The following is a 21981-nucleotide window of genomic DNA, read 5'->3' on the forward strand; positions in this document are numbered from 1 at the left end:
ATGCGGAGCCGCCGCACGATCCCGCTCGCGCTCGTCGCGCTCTCCTACGCCCTGGCCGTCGTCCAGCGGCCGGGCGACGTCGTGGCCGACACGAAGGTCCATCTGTACCTCGCGCCGGGGCGGTTCCTGCGCGACGTGGTGTCGCTGTGGTCGGGCTCGCCGGACCTCGGCCACGTGTGGGCGAGCCAGTACGGCGGCTACGCGTGGCCGATGGCGCCGTGGTTCGCGCTGGGCGACGCGGCCAGCCTGCCGACGTGGCTCGTGCAGCGGCTGTGGCTGGGGACGATCCTCGCGGTGGCGGCCTGGGGCGTCGTGCGGCTCCTCGACGAGCTGCGCTCGCGCGAGCGGGGCGTGGCGCACCTGGCGGCCGGCGCCCTCTACGTTGTCAACCCCTACGTGACGGTCTACGCCGGCCGGGCGAGCGTCACGCTGCTGGCCTACGCCGCCCTGCCGTGGCTGCTGCTGGCGGTGCACCGGGGCCTGCGGGAGCCGCGCTCGTGGCGCTGGCCGGCGGTGTTCGCGCTGGTGCTGGCCACCGCGGGCGGCGGGGTCAACGCGGCCACGACGGCCTGGGTGCTCGTCGGTCCGGGCCTGCTACTCGTCTACGAGTGCCTGTGGGGCGAGGTGCGCGGCCGCGCCGTCCGGCCGTTCTTGATGCGGTTGGTGCCGGCGGCGGTCCTGGCGAACGTGTGGTGGGTCGTGCCGCTGGTGGTGGCCGGCCGCGGCGCGCCGAACTTCCTGGTCTTCACCGAGCAGCCGGGGACGATCTGGTCGACGACGACGCTGCCCGAGTCGCTGCGGCTGATGGGGTTCTGGACGTCGTACGTGGGGGTCGGGTACGGCGGCTCGCTGCGGCCGTACCAGAGCTCGGCGCCGGCCATGCTGCTGCTCCAGCCGGTGGTCGTCGCGGGGCTGCTGGTGCCCGCGCTGGCGCTGGCGTCGTTTCCGTGGACGCGCCGGTGGCGCTACGGGCCGTTCTTCTTGTTGATGGTCTTGATCGGCGTGGTGGTGATGGTCGCCGGGTGGCCCGACGGGACGCCGCTGCGCAGGGTGGCGACCGGCGTCTACTACCGCGTCGACAGCCTGCAGCCGCTGCGGACGACGTACAAGGCGGGCGCGCTGGTCGCGCTGGGACTGGCGATGCTGGGCGGGGCCACCGTGGCCGAGGCGTGGCGGCGCTGGCCGCGGGCGCTGGTGGGTGGCGTGGCGTCCGTGCTGGTGGTCCTGGCGGCGTGGCCGCTGGTCACGGGGCGCGCGCTCGAACGGCAGTTGACGTTCGACCTCCCGTCGTCGTGGCGCCAGGCGGCGGCCGACCTGGACCGGCGCCCGGACGCGTCGCGGGCGATGGTGCTGCCGGGGCAGCTCTTCGCGTCCTACCGCTGGGGCGGGACGGTCGACGCGGTGCTGCCGCCGCTGACCGACCACCCGGTGACGACGCGGTGGATCGTGCCGTTCGCCGACCTGCGCTCGACCGACCTCCAGTTCACCGTCGACGGGCTGGTCAACCAAGAGCGGCTGCGGCCCGGGCAGCTGCGGCCGCTGCTCGACCTGCTGGGCGTCGGCGACGTGCTGGTGGCCGCCGACGGCGACCGTGCGCGCAGCGGGGAGATGCCCGCGGGCGACGCGGCGCGCGAGCTGGCGGGCCCCGGCGGCCTGGGCGGGCCTGGGGTCGGGAAGACCTACGGGCCGGCGGTCGGCGCGGCGCCGGGCGCGGGACGCGTCGCGGCGACGCGGTCGGTGCCGGCGCTGCGGCGGGTCGAGCTGCCGACCGGCGGGCTGGTCCGCGTGCTGCCGAGGGCGCCGCTGACCGTGGTGGACGGCGCCGGCGGCGCGCTGGCCGGCCTCGCGGCCTACGGCGCGCTGGACCCGGCCAAGCCCTATGCCTACGCCCCGGACCTGACGGGGCTCTCGGCGGGCGCGAGCGCGACGGGCGCCGGCGCGGGGCCGGGGGCGATCCGGCGCGCGGCCGGCGACGGCGCGTCGTTCGTCGTCTCCGACACCAACCGGCGGCGTGCGTTCGTGGCGGCGCGGCTGAAGGGCGAGGTCGGCCCGACGCTCCCGCCGGACCAGGGCATCAGCGCCGACGGGACGGTCCTCGACCCCTTCGGCGGCCTCGACGCTCGTGCGGAGACGGTCGCCGAGGTGCGCGGCGTGCGCTCGGTGACGGCGCCGGCGTCGCCGCAGGTCACGCAGTTCCCCGACCGGCGGCCGTACGCGGCGCTCGACGGCGATCCCCAGACCGCCTGGATGGCCGACCGCGTGCTCGCCCCCGAGCGCCACGTGCTGAGCGTGGAGCTCGGCGCGCCGCGCGACGTGGAGCGCATCCGGCTGCTGCCGTACTCGGACTCCCGCGGCGTGGTGAAGGCCGTGACGGTCAACGGGCGGCGCTTCGCGGTCCGACGCGGGTGGAACGACCTGCGCGTGGGGCTCCGCGGCGTGCGGACGCTGGACGTGGCGCTGCTCGAGGTGACCGAGCCGAAGCGCGCCGCCGCCGGCGCCGGGGGGATCCGCGAGCTGCAGATCCCCGGCGTGCGGGTGACCGAGGCGCTGCGGCCGCCGACGGTGGTCGACGACGCGCTGCGCGGGACCGACCTGTCGCACAACGTGTTGTCCTACATCTTTGAGCGCGCGACGGCCGACGTGCCCGCGGCGCAGCAGAAGGTCGTGGGCGAGCGCGGCGCGGGGCAGCTGCGCGACGCGCAGGACCCGGAGCCGGCGCTGCGCCGCGTGCTGCACCCGCCGGCGGCGCGGTCCTACGACGTCGAGGGCTGGGCGACGGTCGACCCCCGCTCGGCCGACGCGGTGTTCGCGGCGCTGGACGTGACCGGCGGCGTCGAGTCGCGGTTCGCGTCGTCGTCGCGATTCGAGGGGCTCGGGCGCTACCGCGCGGCGGGCGCGTTCGACGCCGGCTCTCGCTCCTGGGTCGGCCAGTGGATCGGCGGGAACGCGGCGTGGCTGTCGTGGACGGTCGCCGCGCCGGTGACCGTGCGGCGGCTCGTGCTCGCTCCCGCCGGGGTGCGCGTGCGGCGCCCGACGCGGGTGCGGCTGACGGTCGACGGGCGGGCGGGGCCGTCCGTGGCCGTGGGGGCCGGCGGCGCGGTGGCGCTGCCGGCCGCCGTCCGCGGCCGCGCGTTCCGGCTGGACGTCCTCGACGCCCGCTGGCCCGCCGGCACGCCCGGCCGCATCCGGCAGCGCCGGGCGGTGGGGATCGGGGAGATCCGGGGTGCGGGCGTCCCGGCCCGCGCCGTCCCGCGGACCGGCCGCGTCGACCTGCCGTGCGGGATCGCGACCGTGACGGTCGACGGCCGGCCGTACGCCCTGCGCGCGACGACCGACCGCGCCTCGCTGGACGCCGGCCGGCCGGTCCGCCTGCGCGGCTGCGGCCGCCTCAGCCTGCCGGCCTCCGACGTGACGCTCGTGGGCTCCTCCGCGGCCCGTGACGCTTCCGTTGCGGGGCCAGGCCCCGCAACGGACGTGCGTCGGGCGCCCGCGCTGCGCGTCGACGGCCTGAAGCTCACCTCGCCCGCGCCGGACCCGATCGCGCATGCCGCGGTGCTCGACGCCGGCGGCCGCGTGCTCGACGCCGGCCGCCAGGACCAGGGCGGCCGCACGGGCGTCAAGCTCGACGTCGCCGGCCCGTCCTGGCTCGTCCTCGGCCAGAGCTTCGACCGCGGCTGGCGCGCCACGTGCGACGGCCGCGACCTCGGCGTACCGCAGCTGCTGCAGGGCTACGCCAACGCGTGGCCCGTCGACCGCGGCTGCCGCGCCGTGACGTTCGCCTACGCGCCCCAGCGCCTGGCCGACGGCGGCTACCTCGTGTCGGGCCTGGCCTGCGCGGCGCTGCTGGCGCTGCTGGCCGCCGGGACGTGGCGGCGCCGCCGCCGTGGTGGCGCCGTCGCACCGCCGCCGCCCGACCCCGTGCCGCTGCCCGAGCCCGCCCGGGCCCGGGCGCTGCCGCTGCCGGCCGCGGTCGCGATCGCGTTGCCCGCGGCGGCCGTCGCCGGCTTCTCCTTCGGGCTGCGCGCCGGGGCCGTCTGCGCCCCGCTGCTCGCGCTGCTGCTCTGGCGCGGGGTGGCCGACCGCACGCTCGGCTGGATCGTCGCCGGGCTCATGGGCGTCGTCGTGCCGGCGATCTACGTCGGCGTCGCGCTCTTCGGCGGCGAGCAGATCCTCGGTGGCAACAGCACCCAGTACGGCGCCGACCGCCTCGGCGCCCACTGGGTGGCGGTCGCCGCGCTGGTGCTCGTCGTCGTGTTGCTGTGGCGGACGCTCGCGGCCGCGTGGGTCGAGCGCCGGGCGCCGGATCCCGACCGCGATCCCGTACCGTCTCGCCGGTGAGCGCCACCGCCGTCGACCTGCCCCGGGGACCCGAGCGCTTCCGCACGCTCTGGCGCCTGTGGCGCAACGAACGGGCCGAGCCCGAGCCGTTCTACCGGCTGCTCGCTGCGTACGCCGTCGAGGACCTCGACGCCCATCACGGGCCGCTGGCCGGCCAGACGATCGCCGACCTCGGCTGCGGCCCGGGCTACTACACCGACGCGTTCCGCGGCCGCGGGGCGAGCGTCATCCCGATCGACAACTCGACCGACGAGCTGGAGCTCGGCGGCGCGCCGCCGGAGGGCTACGTCCTCGGCGACGCCGGCGACCTCCCGCTCGCCGACGCCAGCGTGGACGGCGTGTTCTGCTCCAACATGCTGGAGCACACGCCGTCGGCCGAGCCGATCGTCGCCGAGATCGAGCGCGTCCTGAAGCCCGGCGGCTGGGCCTACATCTCGTGGACGAACTGGTACTCGCCGTGGGGCGGCCACCTTATGGCGCCCTACCACTACCTCGGCCCGCGGCTCGGGCCGAAGCTCTACGAGAAGCGCCACGGCAGGCCGGAGAAGCACGCCTACGGCGAGACCCTCTGGGCCTGCCACATCGGCCCGACGCTCCGGCTCGTCTCCGGCCGCCCGACGCTGGTGATCGTCCAGGTCGAGCCCCGCTACTGGCCCTGGGCGCGCCGCGTCATGAAGGTCCCGGGCCTCCGCGAGCTCGTCTCGTGGAACTGCGTGATCCGCGCGCGCAAGCTCTGAGACGTTCCACGCCTCACCTCACCGTCAGCGTCCCCTGCATCCCGGCCTGGCGATGCTCGTCGACCGAGCAGTAGAAGACGTACCGCCCCGGGGCCAGCCGCGCGGTCGTGGTGGTGGTCGCGTGGTCGATGGTCTTCGTCGCCGCCACGACCTTCGAGCCTTGGGCGATCGTCACGTCGTGCGCCAACGGCGAGCGGTTGACGAACCTGATGGTGTCGGCTCCCGCGGCGACGGTGGCCTGGCGCACGTCATAGGAGAGGCCGCCGCTGGGATCGGCGGCGAGCGCGAGGGTGCTGGAGGGCGCGGCGCCGCCGGCCGGGCGGGCCTGCGCCTTGCCGCCCTCGTCTCCCGCGGTGAGCACCGCGGCGGTCATCGCGCCCGCGACGAGCAGCACGGTCGTGAGCACGACGAGCCGGGCCCCGCCCGCGCCGTGCGGGAACTCCGGATGGGTGGCGCCGAAGGCGGCCAGCGCGACGGCCCAGGCGGCCAGCGCGGCGCCGACCACGTAGAACGGGGCCTTGCTCGGGGCCGCCGCGAGCAGCGACGCGGCGCCTGCCACGTTGCCGGGATGCATCGCGAACCGACGGTACTCCCACCGCGGCGCCGTGGCCAGGCGAGAATTCCGCTTGCGCATCCGGCTCGTTCGGCGCACCCTTGAGGACATGCTTGCGTCACGACCGTCGTGCCGCGTGGTCGCCGAGCCCCTGGCCCAGCGGCCGGCGGCCTCCGAGCCACCGAAGCGGCCCGCCACGCCTCCGCCCAAGAAGGTCTTTCAGAATGAGAAGGCGAGGCTGAGCGTGGCCGGATCGTGGATGCCCTGGTCGGTGCGCGCGGTGAGTCGTGCTGGTTGCCCGCCGATCCGCGCGCATCGGCCAGGGCGCCGCGAGACGGTTCGCTCAGCCCGGCTTCTCTCTGAAAGCCCTTCCAAGCCGGTCCGGTCCATGTGACCGATGCGCCGCTCATCCCCGGCGCGCTGTACGGCCTGCGGACGTGGAGGCCGGCGGCCGACGACGCGGGGGGTGACCGCCTCACCGGCGCCTACGACCCGACCCCGTGGCCCGACGGCGGCGACTGGATGCACGCCGCGTGCACCGCCGAGGGTGGCCACGACCCACCGGATCCCGAGTGCGCCTGCGGCATCCACGCGTTGCATCCGAGCCGGCGCTCGGCCAGGGACGTGCTCGCCAGCCGCCGCGAGGTGGCCGGCGTCGTCGAGGGCGCCGGGGCGATCCAGGTCCACGAGGAGGGGTTCCGGGCGCAGCGGGCCCGGCCCTACGCGCTCTTCGTGACGCCCGGGCGCAACGCCCGGCTCGTCGCGCGCCTGGCCGAGCGCTACGACGCCGAGCTGGTCGAGGTCGAGGGTCCCGACGGCCTGCTGGACTGGTGCCGCAGACGCGGACTCGGCCTCGATCAGGCCGTCGTCGACCAGTTGCTCGGCACCGACCGAGCGGCTGCGCGCCGGGTTGCCCGGCGCCGGCGCCGCCGCGACGCGCTTCGCGTGGCGTCTGCGCTGGTGGTCGCCGGGTCGCTGGTGGGCCTCGGCCTCGCCTTCGTCAACGGCCCGCACTCGCCCGACGGCGTCTACGGCCGCACCGGCTGGGTGGTCCCCCCGCGGACAACGGGCTGTCCGCCGCCGGCGCCGACGGGTGTAGCGCAGGTCCCCACGACGCCGTCGCCCGACCGCTGCTGACGCGCCGCGCCGCCGCGAAACCAAGTGCTCGCAGCGGGGTAGCTGTTGGTAACGAGACGGACGGAGAGCAACCGCCGTGGGCGACCTGAGCGGGCGGACCAACGAGCTGCGGGCGACCGCCGCCGCCAAGAAGAACGAGCTGCGCGAGACGGCGGCCGCGAAGGGAGGGGAGCTCCGCAGCACGGCCGCGGCCAAAGGCGCCGAGGCACGCCGCCAGATCAGCCGGCTGGACGTGCCGTGGGCGCGGTGCCGGACCGCCCGGATGGCGCGGGAGGCGATCCTGCGGTTCGGGCTCGGACCGCTCATGGCGCTGTACACCCGCACGCGCGTCGACGGCCGCGAGCGCTTCTCCGCGCTGCCGCCGCCGGTCATCTTGGTGGCCAACCACTCCAGCCATCTCGACACGCCGACGATCCTGCGCGCGCTGCCGCTGGCGTGGCGGCAGCGCACGGCCGTCGCGGCAGCGGCGGACTACTTCTACAAGAAGCGGGTGGTCGCGGGCGCCGTCGCGTTGCTATTCAACACGGTGCCGATCCTGCGCCGGAGCGGCGGTGCGGGCGGCGGCTCGTTCGACCACGTCGATAGGCTCATCGATCAGCGTTGGAACCTTCTGATCTTCCCCGAGGGCACGCGTTCCCGCCAGGGGGAGCTGGGCCGGCTGCGGTCCGGCGCCGCCGTCATCGCGCAGCAGCACGGGATCCCGATCGTCCCGATCCTCGTGCGCGGCACGCACGAGGCGATGCCGCCCGGGCGCAACTGGCCGCAGCGCAGGCACGGCTTCCTGTCGCGCCGCCACCGCGTCGAGGTGCACTTCGGACCGCCGATCTGGCCGGCCGCCGGCGAGGATCGCGACGCGGTCATGCGACGCGTGCGCACGTACCTCGACGGCCCTCCGACGACCCGGATTCAGGAGCCAACCGCCCCTCAAAACAGCCGATCATGAAGCCCTATTGACCCGGTCGACGGACTCTGGTAGACCCTCTTTCGGGTCTATTCGAAGCCACAGGAGGGTCGCGTGAGCATCTTCGGTGCAGAGACGATCGGGACAGGGCTCCTGATCCTTCTAGGCGACGGAGTGGTCGCCGCTGTTCTCTTGAACCACTCCAAGGCTCAGAACGGCGGCTGGATCGTCATCACCTGGGGCTGGGCCATGGGCGTCATGGTGGGCGTCTTCGCGGTCTCCCAGTTCAGCGGGGCGCACCTCAACCCCGCGGTGACCTTCGGCTTCGCGATCGAGGGCCGGACCCCCTGGAGCGACGTGCCCAAGTACTTCGCCGGCGAGTTCTCCGGTGCGTTCATCGGCGCAGTCCTCGTCTACCTCTCCTACCTGAACCACTGGAGACCGACCGAGGATCCGGGCCTCAAGCTCGCGGTGTTCTGCACGGCGCCGGCGATCCGCAACACCGTCGCCAACATCATCACCGAGGTCATCGGCACGTTCGTGCTGGTCTTCTCGGTGCTGGCGATCTTCGCCGACAAGGCGACCGCCGGCGCAGGGCTCGGCGGCCTGATCGTCGGCCTGATCGTGCTCGGCATCGGATTGTCGCTCGGAGGGCCGACGGGCTATGCGATCAATCCCGCACGCGACTTGGCGCCGCGGATCGCGCACGCACTGCTCCCGATCCCGGGCAAGGGCCCGTCGGACTGGGAATACTCGTGGATCCCGGTGGTCGGGCCGCTGATCGGCGGCGCGATCGCGGCGCTACTCTTCAAGTGGTTCTACCCATGAGCCCGGCGATGAAGAAGCTCATCAACGCCCCGGACGCCGTCGTCCGCGAAGCGCTGGAGGGCATGGAGCTGGCCTACGGCGACCGGATCCGCGTGTCCTACGACCCGGCCTGCGTCGTCCGGGCCGACGCCCCGGTCGCCGGCAAGGTGGGGATCGTGTCGGGCGGCGGCTCGGGCCACGAGCCGATGCACGGTGGCTTCGTCGGTCCCGGCATGCTGGACGCCGCGTGTCCCGGCGAGGTCTTCACGTCGCCCACGCCCGACCAGATGATGGCCGCCACCAAGGCGGTCGACGGCGGCGCCGGCGTGCTGCACATCGTCAAGAACTACACCGGCGACGTGATGAACTTCGAGATGGCCGCCGACCTGGGCCGTGAGGAGGGCATCGAGGTCGAGGCGGTCGTCACCAACGACGACGTCGCCGTCCAGGACAGCCTCTACACCGCGGGGCGCCGCGGCGTCGGCATCACGGTGATCGCCGAGAAGATCTGCGGCGCCGCCGCCGAGGAGCGCCGCCCGCTGGCCGACGTGGCCGAGATCTGCCGCCGCGTCAACGGGCAGGGGCGCAGCATGGGCATGGCGCTCACCCCGTGCACGACGCCGAGCTCCGGCGAGCCCAGCTTCCAGCTCGGCGACGACGAGATGGAGATCGGCATCGGCATCCACGGCGAGCCCGGGCGCTATCGCGAGCCGCTCGCCCCGGCGGCGCAGGTCGTGGAGCGGCTGGCGTCGGCCGTGGTCGAGGACCTGCCCTACCAGTCGGGCGACCAGGTGCTCGCGTTCGTCAACGGCATGGGCGGGACGCCGCTGATCGAGCTCTTCATCGTCTACCGCGACCTGCACCACTTCCTCGCAGAGCGCGGCATCACCATCAGCCGCCGGCTGATCGGCAACTACATCACCTCGCTCGAGATGGCCGGCGCCTCGATCACGCTGCTGCGGCTCGACGACGAGCTGACGCGCCTGTGGGACGCGCCGGTCAACACGCCCGCGCTGAGATGGGGTGCGTGACGCCGGACGACGAGACCATCGACCACGCGGCCGTCCTGGCCTGGATCCGGCGCTTCGCGGCGGAGATCGAGGAGCACCGCGCCGAGCTGGTGCGGCTCGACACGGCCATCGGCGACGGCGACCACGGCACGAACCTGGACCGCGGCATGCACAAGGTGCTCGAGAAGCTCGACGGATCCAACGGGGCCGACATCGGCGCGACGCTGAAGACCGTCGGCATGACGCTCGTCTCGAGCGTGGGCGGCGCCGCCGGCCCGCTGTACGGCACGCTCTTCCTCCAGATGGGCGGGCCGGCCGGGGGCGCCGAGCGGCTCGACGTGGGCGGGTGGGCCGACGCGGTCGAGGCGGGGGTCAAGGGCGTGCAGGCGCGCGGCAAGGCCGAGCCGGGCGACAAGACGATGGTCGACGCGCTGCTGCCTGCGGTGCAGGCGCTCCGCGCGGCCCAGGCTGAGGGCGCCGGACCGGCGGAGGCCGCGCGCCGCGCGGCCGAGGCGGCCGAGGAGGGGATGAAGGCCACGATCCCCATGGAGGCCCGCAAGGGGCGGGCGAGTTACCTTGGCCCGCGCAGCGTGGATCACCAGGACCCGGGGGCGACCTCGACGTACCTGCTGTTCCGCAGCGCGGCCGAGACGTTCGCAGGTTCATAGCCGGCTACGACGACGGAGGATTGGCTCGATGGCGAACTACGCAGCAGCCCTGGACCAGGGCACGACGAGCACCCGCGCGATGATCTTCGACCACAGCGGCAAGGTGGTCAGCGTCGCCCAGAAGGAGCACGAGCAGATCTTCCCCCAGCCGGGCTGGGTCGAGCACGACGCGAAGGAGATCTGGGCCAGGTCGCAGGAGGTCCTCGACGAGGCGCTGAGCTCCGCGGGCGCCACCGCCGACGACATCGCCGGCCTGGGGATCACCAATCAGCGCGAGACCGCGGTCGTGTGGGACAGGAACACCGGTGAGCCGGTGATGAACGCGATCGTCTGGCAGGACACGCGCACGGACCGCCTGGTGGACGAGCTCTCGCGCCAGGGCGGTCAGGACCGCTTCCGCCCGCAGACCGGTCTGCCGGTGGCGACGTACTTCTCCGGCCCCAAGGTCCGCTGGATCCTCGACAACGTCGACGGCGCCCGGGAGCGCGCCGAGGCCGGAGACCTGCTCTTCGGCAACATGGACACCTGGTGCATCTGGAACCTCACCGGAGGCACCGACGGCGGCCTGCACATCACCGACGTCACGAACGCCAGCCGCACGCTGCTGATGGACCTCCAGACGCTGCAGTGGGACGAGGGGCTCGCGTCGGCGATCGGCGTCCCGATGTCGATGCTGCCCGAGATCCGGGCCTCGAGCGAGGTCTACGGCGAGGTCCGCTCCGGCGGCGGCATGCAGGGCGTCAAGATCGCCGGCGACCTCGGCGACCAGCAGGCGGCGACGTTCGGCCAGACCTGCTTCTCGCCCGGCGAGGCCAAGAACACCTACGGCACGGGCAACTTCCTGCTGCTCAACACCGGCACCGAAGCCGTGCAGTCCAAGTCCGGGCTGATCACGACCGTCGGCTACAAGATCGGCGACGAGCCTGCCGTCTACTGCCTCGAGGGGTCGATCGCCGTCACCGGGTCGCTGATCCAGTGGCTGCGCGACAACCTCAAGATGATCAAGGCGGCACCGGAGGTCGAGGAGCTGGCCCAGACCGTCGAGGACAACGGCGGGTGCTACATCGTCCCGGCGTTCTCGGGCCTCTTCGCGCCGTACTGGAAGTCCAACGCGCGCGGCGTGGTCGCGGGGCTGACCCGCTTCGTCAACGCAGGGCACATCGCCCGCGCCGCCCTGGAGGCCACGGCCTACCAGAGCCGCGAGGTGGTCGAGGCCATGGACGCCGACTCCGGCGTGAAGCTCGAGTCGCTGAAGGTCGACGGCGGCATGGTCGGCAACGACCTGCTCATGCAGTTCCAGGCCGACCTGCTTGGCGTCCCGGTCATCCGGCCGCAGGTCGCCGAGACGACCGCGCTCGGCGCGGCGTACGCGGCGGGCCTGGCGACCGGGTTCTGGGAGGACGTCGAGAGCCTGCGTCAGAACTGGCAGGAGGACAAGCGCTGGGAGCCGACGATGGATCCCGCCAAGCGCGACGAGTACTACAAGTACTGGAAGAAGGCGGTGACCCGCACGTTCGACTGGTTCGACACCGAGGAGTAGGGCGGCCGGACACACCGCACCGGGCTCCGAGCCCTCCGTTGAGCACCGGCGTGGTCGGCATCGTCATCGTGTCCCACAGCGCCGCGCTGGCGAGCTCCGTCGTGGAGCTCGCCGGCCAGATGGGCGGCGGGGCGGTGCGGATCGAGCCGGCCGGCGGGATGGCCGATCCGCCGGGCGCGATCGGCACCGACCTCGGGCTCGTGCGCGCGGCGATCGACCGCGCCGCCGGCGAGGATGACGACGGCGTGCTCGTGCTGATGGACCTGGGCAGCGCGGTCATGACGGCCGAGATGGCCGCGGAGATGGTGGCCGCCGAGCGCGACACCCGCGTCCTGCTGTGCGAGGCGCCGCTCGTGGAGGGCGCCGTCGCTGCGGCGGCGCGGGCCGGCGCCGGCGCGCCGCTGGACGAGGTCGCCGCCGAGGCGCGGTCGGCGCTGGGGATGAAGCGGGCGCAACTCGGCCTGGAGGACGACGCCGCGGGCGCGCCGCCACCCGACGCGCCGGCGGTGGCCGCCGGCGAGCAGGAGCGGCTCCTGCCCCTGCGGATGCCGCTGGGCCTTCACGCCCGCCCGGCCGCGCGGATCGTCGAGACCGCGGCGCGCTTCGACGCGCGGGTCACGCTGGCCGACGAGACGACGGGCGGCGATCCGGCCGACGCGCGCAGCCTCAGCGCGCTGGTCACGCTCGGCGCGCGTCAGGGTCACACGCTGCTGGCCCGTGCGTCCGGACCCGAGGCCGCGGCGGCGCTGGCGGCGCTGGCGGCGCTCGCGGACGAGGACTTCGGCGACGACGTGTCGGCGCCCGCGCGCGAGGCGGCCGCGCCCGAGGCCGCCACCGAGGCGCCGGACGCGGCAGGCGCCGCGCCGGCCCCCGGCACCCGCCTGCGCGGGGTGCCGGCCGGTCCCGGGCTGGCGATCGGGCTCGCCCGCCGCCCGCAGCGGCCGGAGCGCCTGGACGCGATCGCCGACGCGATCGCCGACGAGGTCGCCGGCGACCCCGCGGCGGAGCGCGCGCGGCTCGACGACGTCCGCGCCGCCACAGGCCGCGACATCGCCACGGCGCGCGAGCGGATCGCGCAGCGCGCCGGCGAGGCCGAGGCGAGGATCTTCGACGCGCACCTGCTGCTGCTCGACGACGCCCTGCTGCTCGAGCCCGCCCACCGGGCGATCGAGCACGGCCAGGGCGCCGCGCGCGCCTGGGCGACCGCCGTGGCGTCGGCCGCCGCCGCCTACCGCGCCCTCGACGACGCGTACCTGCGCGAGCGGGCGGCCGACGTGGAGGACGTCGGCGACCGCGTGCTCCGCGGGCTCGCCGGCGTCCCCGCGCAGGCGGCGATGGAGCGCGGCATCCTCGTCGTCGCTGACCTCGCGCCGAGCGACGTCGCGGCGCTGGAGCCCGACCTCGTCGAGGGCCTGGCGATCGCGCACGGCGGCGCGACGTCGCACGCGGCCATCCTCGCCCGGGCGCTCGGCATCCCGGCGGTCGTCGGACTCGGCGGCGCGGCGCTCGCGATCGCCGGCGGAACCCGTCTCGTCCTCGACGGCGACGCCGGCGTCGTGGAGGTCGACCCGCCGGCGGAGGAGCTCGCCGAGCGCGAGCGCGACCGCGACCGGTCCGAGCGCCGGCGGAGGCGGGCCCGCGAGCGCGCGCACGAGCCGGCGCGCACCCGTGACGGCGCGACGATCGAGGTCGCCGCGAACGTCGGCGCCGCCGGCGAGGTCGCGACGGCCGTCGAGCTGGGCGCCGAGGGCGTCGGGCTGCTGCGCACGGAGTTCCTGTTCCTCGACCGCGACGAGGCGCCGAGCGAGTCCGAGCAGCGCGCGGTCTACGAGGAGATCGCCGCTGCGCTCGGCGGCCGTCCGCTCATCGTCCGCACGCTGGACGCCGGCGCCGACAAGCCGCTGCGGTTCCTGCCCCACGCGCCGGAGGACAACCCGTTCCTCGGCGTCCGCGGCATCCGGTTCGGCCTCGCGCGCCCGGAGCTGCTGCAGGCGCAGCTGCGCGCCGTCGCCGCGCTCGCGGGCCGCTACGACGTCCGCGTCATGTTCCCCATGGTCGCCACGCTCGCCGAGTACCGCGCGGCGCGCGCGATGCTCGAGGCGGCCCGGGACGAGCTGGGCGCGCCGCCGGTGCCGGCGGGGATCATGGTCGAGGTCCCCGCGGTCGCGATCGCCGCCGAGCGCTTCGCCCGCGAGGTCGACTTCTTCTCGATCGGCACGAACGACCTGTCGCAGTACGCCATGGCGGCCGACCGCGGCAACCCGCAGCTCGCCGACCTGCTGGCCGGCCCGCTGCCGCCCGTGCTGCGGCTCGTGGACGCGGTGGTGGCCGGGGCGCAGGCCCACGACCGCTGGGTCGGCGTGTGCGGCGAGCTGGCGGGCGACCCGGCGGCGGCCGTGCTCCTGGCCGGCCTGGGCGTCGACGAGCTCAGCATGGCGGCGCCGCTGATCCCGGAGGTCAAGGAGACGCTGCGCGCCATCACGCTCGCCGACGCCCGGGACGTCGCGCGCCGGGCGCTCGACCTCGACGACCCGGACGCGGTTCGCGGCACGGTCGCCGCGCTGCTGGCCTCCGGGTCGGAGCCCGACGGATAGGCCTCGCCGCGGTGCCGGGGGCGGCGATGAGCACGGGAGCCCGGATCCGGTCGGCACGCTTCCTCGCGGCGAGCACCGGCCTGCGGATCGTGCTCACCCCGGTCGTCATGGCGCTGCTGCTGGCCGACGGAAGCCACCCGCAGACCGCCGCCGACGTCGCCGCCGCGCTCTTCGCGGTCGCCGCCGCCACCGACTGGTTCGACGGCCGCCTGGCGCGGCGCTGGGGCGTGACGACGAGCTTCGGCAGCTTCCTCGACACGACCGCCGACAAGCTGCTTGTCAGCGGCGGCCTGGTCGCGCTCCTGGCGGTCGATCGGGTCTCGCCATGGATCGCGATGATCATCATCGGCCGCGAGCTGGTGATCATGGGCCTGCGGAGCGTGCTGGCCGCCCAGGGCACCGTCCTGACGCCGTCGCCGCTGGCCAAGGTCAAGACGACCGTGCAGTTCCTGGCGATCGGGCTCGCGATCGTGCGCCCGGACGTGACGATCGCCGGCCACTGGCTCGACCAGTGGGCGATGCTCGTCGCGGCGGCGATCACGGTGGCGTCGGCGGCCGACTACCTGGCGCGATCGGCGTCTGCGCTGTCGACGGGATCGGCGCCCCGGCGGTGACGCGCGTCCTGATCACCGGCGCCAGCGGGCTGATCGGCGGCGCGCTGACGGCGCGCCTGCTGGAGCGCGGCGACGAGGTCGTGGCGCTCGCGCGGTCCGACACGGCGGCGGCGGCGCTCCATGCCCGGGGCGCGGAGGTCGTGCGCGGCGACGTGCTCGACGAGGACGCCCTCGCCGCGGGCGCGTCGGGCTGCGCGCTCGTGCACCACGTCGCCGGCGTCAACGCCTTCTGCCCGCCGGACCCCGCCGTGCTGTTCCGCGTCAACGTGGCCGGCGCCGAGAACGTCGTGCGCGCCGCCGCGCGGGCGGGCATCGGCCGCGTCGTGCTGACGTCCTCGGCCGCGGCGCTCGGAGAGGCGCCGGGCACCACCGGCCGCGAGGACTCGCCCCACCGCGGGTCGTTCCTGTCGATCTACGAGCGCTCCAAGCACGAAGGCGAGCGGGCCGCGTTCGCGACGGCCCGGCGCGCGAGCGTGGAGCTCGTCGCCGTCTGCCCGTCGTCGGTGCAGGGCCCGGGCCGGGCCGGCGGCACCGGACGCATCCTCATCGCCTACCTCAACGGGCGGCTCCCGGCGTTCGTCGACACGCGCCTGAGCCTCGTCGACCTCCGCGACTGCGTCGAGGGCCACGTCCTGGCGGCGCAGCGCGGGAGGGCCGGCGAGCGCTACGTCCTCAACGGCGTCACGCTCACGTCGCTGGAGGCGCTGGCGATCGTCGCGGAGCTGACAGGGATCGGGGGGCGGCCGCGCATCCTGCCGCCGGTGGTGGCCATGTCGGCCGCCGCGCTCGTCGAGGCGGGATCCCGCCTGGCGGGGCGCCCACCGCCGGTCTGCCGGGAGATGGTCCGCACGATGCTGCACGGGCACCGCTACGACGGCTCGCGATCCGAGCGGGAGCTGGGCCTGTCCTACACGCCCGTGCGCGAGACGCTGGCGCGCACGATCGCGTGGGCGGTCGGCCAGGGACTGGTCACCCGGCCGCTCCCTGCGTGGCCGCCCGAGGGAATCGCCCACGTGGGAGGCGGGTAGGTCGTTCGCTACACCGCCGATACGGAGGTTCACGCATGGAACGGCCAGAGCACCCCAGCAGGCCCAGCGACGCCGAGGAGGCCACCGAGGAGCGCATCGAGCACAAGCACCCCGCCGAGCCCCAGGGCCCGGGGTCGGGCTTCGCGGAGGGCGTCGACCACCATCCCGACTCGCCGGAGGAGGAGCTCGAGCCCGACTTCGCGCGCGGCGAGCGCACGGGGCCGGAGTCAGAGCTCGAGGAGCAGGGACGCTTCAGCGAGGGCATCGAGCAGAAGCCGCGCGACAGCCCGGACAAGACCGTCGAGCGCCGCTTCAGCGAGGGGGTCGAGCGCAGCCCGACGAGCGAATGAGCTGACCCGCGCCGAGCGCGTCCTCGACGAGCCGCTGCGCCGCGTCGGCCGCGACCGAGAGCACGGGCGCGCGGCGCTCGAGCTGGCCGACGACCGGCGTGCCCGCGGGCGGCCGCAGGCCGAGCACGTGCGGCGGTCCGGCGGCGGGCGCCCCGGACTGCCGCGCGATGTCCTCGACGAGGCGCTCGTAGCTCGGCAGCCGGTCGCGCCAGAGCCCGACAAGGGCCGGGTTGAGCCGGCGCAGGTGCCGCTCGATCAGCAGGTCGGCGAGCCGCGATCCGGTCGATCGGGGCACGCCGTGGGGGCGCGTCTGCAGGATCAGCACGTGCGTCGCTCCGGCCTCCAGCGCCGCCGCCAGCGGGATCGACGCCGCGAGCGCGCCGTCGATGAAGCGGCGGCCGCCGATCGGCACCGGGGCACCGCCGAACAGCGGCATCCGCGTCGTGGCCAGCAGGACGTCCCACAGCTCCTCGCGGGTGCGCATGCCGGCGAACGTGACCGGCGCGGCCGTGTCGACGTCCACCGCGACGCAGTGCAGCGGCACGGCGCTGGCGAGCGTGCGCTCGTGCCGGTCGCCGTCGACGCCGTCGGAGGCGTGGCGCAGCACGAAGCGCACGTCGAGGGCCGGGCGCCCCACCAGCAGCCGGGCCGGGTTGATGAACTCCCGCGACGCGAGCGGCCCGCAGTAGACGCCCGGCCCGGCCTGCGCGACGCCGGCCAGCAGCCCGGCGCCGTTGAGCGCGCCGGCCGACGAGCCGACGACGAGGTCGAAGCACGGCGTGAGGCCCAGCCGCTCGATGGCCGCGGCCATGCCGGCCGACACGACGCCGCGCATCCCGCCGCCCTCCAGGACCAGCGCCACCCGATGCGGGTCGCGGCGTGCGCCCGGGGTGGAGCCATCGGCGCGGCGGCGCCGCAGCAGCTCGGCGACGGGGTGCGTCGACTCGCGCATGGCCGCGAAGTCTGCCAGCAGCGGGCGACCGTCCCGGGTGACACCATCCGCACCATGGACAGCGGCGCACGCGTCTGCCCGTTCTGCGGCGAGCCTCCCGGGGTCGGGGTGTTCTGCGCGGCATGCGGTCGCAACCTGGCGCAGGTCGAGCGCCTCCCGACGCGTGCGCAGTGGGAGGCCGGCGAGCCCTCCGCGGCCGCAGACGACGCTCCGGCCCGTCCGTTGGCGGACCGCTGCGCGGAGGCGACCGGGGCGTTCCTCGCCGCGATGCACGCGGCGGGTGACCCGGGCGTGGTGGAGACCCCCGTCGCGAGCCGGGCGATGCTGCGCCGCGTGCCCAAGGTCGAGGGCTGGGTCGTGCGCCCGGTCGACCGCGACGACGACGCGGTGCCGCGGCGCTACGCGCCGGGGCTCGTGCTGGCGGTCGACGGGCGGTTCCATCGCCTCGACAGCGAGCTGCGCGGCTGGGGGCAGCGCGACTTCCCGCAGTACCACCACACCGTCGGCGAGGAGGCCGTCGACCCGCCGGTGCAGGAGCGCCTGATCGACGAGCTCGCCGCGCTGCTGCGCGACCACGACGTCACGGCCCAGCCCGGCGCGGCGTAGCGTCGAGGACCTCCGGCACGTTCAGGCGGTCGCGGCGCCCGGCCCGGCGGCGCCGCCGCGGCCCGCGACCGGCCGCCGCGCCCGCAGCCCGAGCGCCAGGACCGCCGAGGCCGCCACGAGCTGCAGCCCCAGCACGATCGTCGCGAACGACAGCAGCGTGAAGTCGCCCGCGCTCAGGAGGAACGGCTCGACGATCGCCACGATCCCCAGCACCCAGACGAACTTCAGCTCGCCCAAGGCCACCATGTACTGCACGGTCAGGTACGCCACAGCCAGCAGCGTCATGGCGACGCCGAGCACCGGCAGCGCGCTCGAGGCCTGGGTGAGGTCCGGGCCGAACGCGAGCTTCATCAGCAGATGGGGGACCAGGGCGAAGATCAGCAGCGCCGGCGCGGCCACCGCCGCCAGGACCGCCAGCGCGCGCAGCAGCGCGGGACGCGGGTCCAGCCCGGCGGCGGCGCGGCGCGTCGCCTCGGGCAGCAGTTGGAGCCCGACGCCGATCGCGACCCACACCACGGACTTCGCCGCCACCGCGGCGGCCGCGTAGGAGCCCGCGCCGTCGCCGTCGAACTGATGGCGCCCGACGATCACGTCCACGTTCTGCAGCGCGGCCAGCAGCAGCAGGCCGAGGATCGGCAGCCAGTTGTCGCCGACCAGCCCGAGCAGCGGGCGGGCCGCCCGCTCGACGCCCTCGCCGGCGCCGTCGACCACCGGCGCGCCGAGCCGCTTGGCGAGCACGTGGCTCAGCCACAGCGCCATCAGCACGAAGGCCAAGGGGTTGCCGAGGTACGCGCCCGCGACCCCGAGCCCGGCGCCCCACAGCACCAGCGCGCAGACGATGCGCCCGATCGCCTCGCCGACGATCGACAGCCCGACCGGCGCGTACATCGTCAGCCCCTGCAGGATCCCGCGTTGCAGCGACAGCAGCAGCCACAGCGAGCCCGTCGGCAGCAGGCCCGCGACCGCCCAGGGATGCTCCGCGGTGCCCAGCACGTCGGCCAGCGGCTGCCGCAGCAGCACGCCGACCACCGACAACGCCACGGTCGCGACCACCAGCTGGCGCGTCCACGTTCGCAGCGTCCCGCGCAGCCGCCCGTCGGTCCCGAGATGGCCGAGCGTCGCCTCGCGCGCCGCGGCGACCTGGATCGACTGCCCGCCGACCATGAGGATCAGGAAGCCGGAGATGATCGCCGCCAGCGCGCCGTAGCCGTCGGCGCCCAGCAGGCGGGTGAACAGCACCACGAAGACGAGCTGGATGGCGTTGTTGAGCAGCGTCGCGCCCGCCAGGCCGGCGGCGGCGCCGGTCTCGGAGCGCCGCAGCGCGTCGCGCAGGCGCGGGCGCTCCGCCTCGGCGACCCGGTGGAGGACCTGGAGGTTGGAGTCGGCGGTCGCGTCCCAGGTGAAGCCGCGGGCGCGGGCCCGGGCCGCCTCGCCCAGCTCGTCGCGCCGGACCGGATCGGCGACCAGCGCGGCGACCTTGCCGGCCAGTTCCGCCGGCGTGTCGGCCAGCAGGCCGGTCTGCCCGTCGACGATCGACTCGGGCAGCCCGCCGACGGCCATCGCCGCGCTCGGCGTGCCGGCGGCGGCGGCCTCCATGACCGTCAGGCACCAGCCCTCGGCCGAGGACGCGGTGAGGTTGACCCACGAGCGGGCGTAGAGGTCGCGCTTCTCCTCCTCGCTGACGAACCCGTGCAGCACCACGCGGTCGTGCATCCCGCGGCGGTCGATCTCGGCCTCGAACACGGGGCGGTGGTCGCCGTCGCCGGCGACCTCGAGGACCGCGCCGGGGATGCCCTCCAGCACGTCGAGCAGGATCTCCAGCCGCTTGTACTGCTTGATGCGCCCGAGGTAGAGGAGCGTCGGCGTCGGGTCGCGGCGGGTCTCGGTGAACGAGTCGGGCTCGACGCCGAGGTAGGCGACGTGGATCTGCGCGGACGGGATGCCGAGCCCGACCATGTCGCGCCGCGCGGAGTCAGAGATCGTCAGGAAGGGGTGGTGGCGGTAGAGCGTCTGCAGCGGCAGCCGCTCGGCCACGAGCGCCGCCACGCGCCCCGCGGTGCCCATCTCGGCGACGTAGTGGTCCTGGTGGACGTGATGGACGAGCGTGACGCGCGGGACGGTGCGCAGCCACCACCACAGCGGCGTGAAGAACGCGATGCCGTTGACGACCTCGAGCACCACGTCGGCGTCGCGCCCGATGCCCCGCCAGGACGCCAGCGCCGCGCGTCCGAAGACGGTCATGCGGCCGCCCATGCGGTGGATGGTCAGCCGCTCGTGCGGATGCTCGACCTTGGCCGCGCCCGGGTAGGAGCCGGCGATGACCGTGACGCGGTGGCCCCACGCGACCCAGCGCGACACCTGGCCGTACAGGTTCGTGCCGGTGCCGCCGCCCTGGGGGTGGGTCCAGTCGCGGTCGGTCAGCAGCAGGATGTGCCGCGGGGTGCGGGAAGCTCGCTCGGCGTGGGGCACGAGGGGCGCGAGGCTATCTCTTCCGCCAGAACGAGGATCGTCCGTGGGATCCATACAATGGCGAGCCGTGCCGTCCGTCTGCCACCGGATCGCAGTGCTGGTCGCTGTCTTCTGCCTGGGCCTGTCCGTGCCCGCCACTGCCGCCCTCGCCCAAGGCGCGGGCGATCAGCAGTACCAGGACCCGTTCGGGGACTCCGGCTCGGGGTCGTCGGGCTCGGGCTCCTCGGGCTCCGGGTCCAGCGGGTCGGGCACGCAGACGAACGCGGCCCCGCCCAGCATCGAGCCGCTGTCGCCCAGCCCGCAGAGCTCGGCGTCCTCGGGGTCGAGCGCCTCCGGCACGTCGTCGGGCACCGCCGCCGCGCCGAGCACCGCGCCGCAGGCGACCGGCAGCCTCCCGAACACCGGCCTCGACACCCGCGTCCTGCTGCTGGGCGGGGCCGCGCTGCTGATCGTCGGCCTCGGCCTGCGCCTGCGCTCCGCTCCTGAGCGGTTCTAGCGCGACCCGGACGACCACCGCGGCGGCCGAGACCGAGGCCGCCGGCGCCGCGCTGGCGGCGCAGCTGCGTCCGGGCGACGTCGTCCTGATCGAGGGCGAGATGGGGGCGGGCAAGACGACGTTCGTGCGCGGCGCCGCCCGCGCGCTGGGCTTCGATGGCCCCGTGACGAGCCCGACCTTCACGATCGGCCGCCGCTACGAGGGCCGCGTCCCGATCGCCCACCTCGACCTCCATCGCCTCGCGGGTCTCGCCGACGAGGACCCCGCGCTGCTCGACGACTACCTGACACCCGACGCGATCGCCTTCGTCGAGTGGCCGGCGGTCGCCGAGCCCGAGATCGGCCGCGTCCGCGCGCGGGTGCGGCTGGAGCACGCGGGCGGCGACCGGCGCACCGTCACGGTCGCGTCATCATCCGGGTGATGACGGCAGCACCCTCGGAATGATTCTTGCCTTCGACACCGCGACGCCGGCCACGGTCGTGGGCGTCGCCCGGCCCGACGGCACGCTCGTCGCGGAGCGCCGCCACAATCCCGGGCCGGGCGAGCGCCCGGGGCACAGCCCGCAGCTGCTGGCCCTGGCCCACGCGGCGCTCACGGAGGCCGGCGTGCCGTGGAGCGCGGTCGCGCGCGTCGGCGCGGGCGTCGGCCCCGGCACGTTCACGGGCCTGCGGATCGGCGTGGCGACCGCCCGCGCGCTCGCACAGGGCCTGGGCGCCGAGACCGTGGCGATCCCGACGCTCCGCGCGCTCGCCCTCGGCGCCGCGAGCGCCGGCGCGCCGGGCTCGCTCCTCGCCGCCCTCGACGCGCGCCGTGGCGAGGCCTACGTCGCCGCCTACGACGCCGCCGGCGCCGAGGTGCTCGCGCCCGCCGCGTGGCGGCCCGAGCAGCTGCCCGCTGCGGTCGAGCTCGCCCCCGGACCCTGGCGGGCCGTGGGGGACGGAGCGCTACGCTTTCGCGCGGAGCTCGAGGCGGTGGGCGTGACCGTGGCAGCGGACGGCGCAGACCAGCATCGGGTGAGCGCCGGAGCCCTGTGCCGGCTCGCCGCCGAGGCCCTGCCGGTGGATCGCGACGCCCTCGTCCCGGAGTACGTCCGCGCCCCGGACGCGGTTCCCCGGTCGTGACGCGCCGTCGTACCCTTTCCGTTGACCCCGCCGCCTGCCCACGCTCTCGCCGCCCGCCGC

The 21981-nt window shown here is 75.3% G+C and carries 19 protein-coding genes; 16 read left to right on the forward strand and 3 right to left on the reverse strand.

Going from position 1 to position 21981, the window contains the following annotated elements; all coding sequences use genetic code 11:
- Nucleotides 1–4338: an alpha-(1->3)-arabinofuranosyltransferase domain-containing protein gene (locus VK501_RS03125; protein ID WP_324334543.1), complete on the forward strand. Its 4338-nt coding sequence runs from the start codon at nt 1–3 to the stop codon at nt 4336–4338.
- Entirely contained in the window at nt 4335–5075 is a 741-nt protein-coding gene (locus tag VK501_RS03130; RefSeq protein WP_324334544.1) for a class I SAM-dependent methyltransferase, read from the forward strand. The genes VK501_RS03125 and VK501_RS03130 overlap by 4 nt, the downstream gene beginning before the upstream one ends.
- Nucleotides 5076–5088: 13 nt before the next feature.
- Here VK501_RS03130 and VK501_RS03135 read toward each other — a convergent pair whose 3' ends face one another.
- On the reverse strand, nt 5089–5649 hold the full coding sequence (locus VK501_RS03135) for a cupredoxin domain-containing protein (protein ID WP_324334546.1): 561 nt from the start codon (nt 5647–5649) through the stop codon (nt 5089–5091).
- A gap of 369 nt (nt 5650–6018) precedes the next feature.
- On the opposite strand from VK501_RS03135, the gene VK501_RS03140 reads away from it, so the two are divergent.
- From VK501_RS03140 to VK501_RS03185, 10 genes are all read left to right on the forward strand, one after another.
- On the forward strand, nt 6019–6765 hold the full coding sequence (locus VK501_RS03140) for a hypothetical protein (RefSeq protein WP_324334547.1): 747 nt from the start codon (nt 6019–6021) through the stop codon (nt 6763–6765).
- Nucleotides 6766–6841: 76 nt separating this feature from the next.
- Entirely contained in the window at nt 6842–7708 is an 867-nt protein-coding gene (locus VK501_RS03145) for a lysophospholipid acyltransferase family protein (RefSeq protein ID WP_324334549.1), read from the forward strand.
- A gap of 72 nt (nt 7709–7780) precedes the next feature.
- The gene (locus VK501_RS03150) at nt 7781–8494 is read left to right on the forward strand and encodes an MIP/aquaporin family protein (RefSeq protein WP_324334551.1); all 714 of its coding nucleotides are present in this window, start codon (nt 7781–7783) and stop codon (nt 8492–8494) included.
- A gap of 8 nt (nt 8495–8502) precedes the next feature.
- On the forward strand, nt 8503–9504 hold the full coding sequence (dhaK, locus tag VK501_RS03155) for a dihydroxyacetone kinase subunit DhaK (RefSeq protein ID WP_324334553.1): 1002 nt from the start codon (nt 8503–8505) through the stop codon (nt 9502–9504).
- Nucleotides 9492–10151 carry a dihydroxyacetone kinase subunit DhaL gene (gene dhaL / locus VK501_RS03160; RefSeq protein ID WP_349260966.1) on the forward strand — a complete coding sequence of 220 codons (660 nt, stop codon included), beginning with the start codon at nt 9492–9494 and terminating at the stop codon, nt 10149–10151. Before dhaK ends, dhaL begins: the two co-directional genes overlap by 13 nt.
- A gap of 28 nt (nt 10152–10179) precedes the next feature.
- Nucleotides 10180–11691, forward strand: a complete 1512-nt coding sequence (gene glpK / locus VK501_RS03165; RefSeq protein ID WP_324334557.1) for a glycerol kinase GlpK — start codon at nt 10180–10182, stop codon at nt 11689–11691.
- 38 nt (nt 11692–11729) lie between these two features.
- Nucleotides 11730–14285 carry a phosphoenolpyruvate--protein phosphotransferase gene (ptsP, locus tag VK501_RS03170; protein ID WP_324334558.1) on the forward strand — a complete coding sequence of 852 codons (2556 nt, stop codon included), beginning with the start codon at nt 11730–11732 and terminating at the stop codon, nt 14283–14285.
- A 26-nt stretch (nt 14286–14311) separates the two neighbouring features.
- Nucleotides 14312–14899 carry a CDP-diacylglycerol--glycerol-3-phosphate 3-phosphatidyltransferase gene (gene pgsA / locus VK501_RS03175; protein ID WP_324334560.1) on the forward strand — a complete coding sequence of 196 codons (588 nt, stop codon included), beginning with the start codon at nt 14312–14314 and terminating at the stop codon, nt 14897–14899.
- Nucleotides 14896–15927, forward strand: coding sequence for an SDR family NAD(P)-dependent oxidoreductase (locus VK501_RS03180; RefSeq protein ID WP_324334562.1), 1032 nt, complete (start codon nt 14896–14898; stop codon nt 15925–15927). The genes pgsA and VK501_RS03180 overlap by 4 nt, the downstream gene beginning before the upstream one ends.
- 35 nt (nt 15928–15962) lie before the next feature.
- Nucleotides 15963–16277 (forward strand): hypothetical protein, encoded by a 315-nt coding sequence (locus tag VK501_RS03185; protein ID WP_324334564.1) that lies wholly within the window; start codon nt 15963–15965, stop codon nt 16275–16277.
- Here VK501_RS03185 and VK501_RS03190 read toward each other — a convergent pair.
- Complete coding sequence (locus tag VK501_RS03190) at nt 16240–17229, reverse strand: patatin-like phospholipase family protein (protein WP_324334566.1); 990 nt, start codon at nt 17227–17229, stop codon at nt 16240–16242. The two genes, VK501_RS03185 and VK501_RS03190, sit on opposite strands and share 38 nt — an antisense overlap.
- Nucleotides 17230–17283: 54 nt before the next feature.
- Here VK501_RS03190 and VK501_RS03195 point away from each other — a divergent pair, with 54 nt between their 5' ends.
- Entirely contained in the window at nt 17284–17835 is a 552-nt protein-coding gene (locus VK501_RS03195) for a hypothetical protein (RefSeq protein WP_324334568.1), read from the forward strand.
- A 21-nt stretch (nt 17836–17856) separates the two neighbouring features.
- Here VK501_RS03195 and VK501_RS03200 read toward each other — a convergent pair whose 3' ends face one another.
- A complete protein-coding gene (locus VK501_RS03200) occupies nt 17857–20304 on the reverse strand; it encodes a glycosyltransferase (RefSeq protein WP_324334570.1) in 2448 nt (815 codons plus the stop codon).
- A 67-nt stretch (nt 20305–20371) separates the two neighbouring features.
- On the opposite strand from VK501_RS03200, the gene VK501_RS03205 reads away from it, so the two are divergent.
- From VK501_RS03205 to tsaB, 3 genes are read left to right on the forward strand one after another with little or no spacing between them, the layout of a single operon-like run.
- Complete coding sequence (locus VK501_RS03205) at nt 20372–20800, forward strand: LPXTG cell wall anchor domain-containing protein (protein WP_324334572.1); 429 nt, start codon at nt 20372–20374, stop codon at nt 20798–20800.
- Nucleotides 20787–21221: a tRNA (adenosine(37)-N6)-threonylcarbamoyltransferase complex ATPase subunit type 1 TsaE gene (gene tsaE, locus VK501_RS03210; RefSeq protein ID WP_324334838.1), complete on the forward strand. Its 435-nt coding sequence runs from the start codon at nt 20787–20789 to the stop codon at nt 21219–21221. Before VK501_RS03205 ends, tsaE begins: the two co-directional genes overlap by 14 nt.
- A gap of 19 nt (nt 21222–21240) precedes the next feature.
- On the forward strand, nt 21241–21921 hold the full coding sequence (tsaB, locus tag VK501_RS03215) for a tRNA (adenosine(37)-N6)-threonylcarbamoyltransferase complex dimerization subunit type 1 TsaB (RefSeq protein WP_324334575.1): 681 nt from the start codon (nt 21241–21243) through the stop codon (nt 21919–21921).
- The last annotated feature ends 60 nt before the right edge of the window (nt 21922–21981 follow it).

This window comes from Baekduia sp. (assembly GCF_035318805.1).
In the GTDB taxonomy this organism is placed as follows: domain Bacteria; phylum Actinomycetota; class Thermoleophilia; order Solirubrobacterales; family Solirubrobacteraceae; genus Baekduia.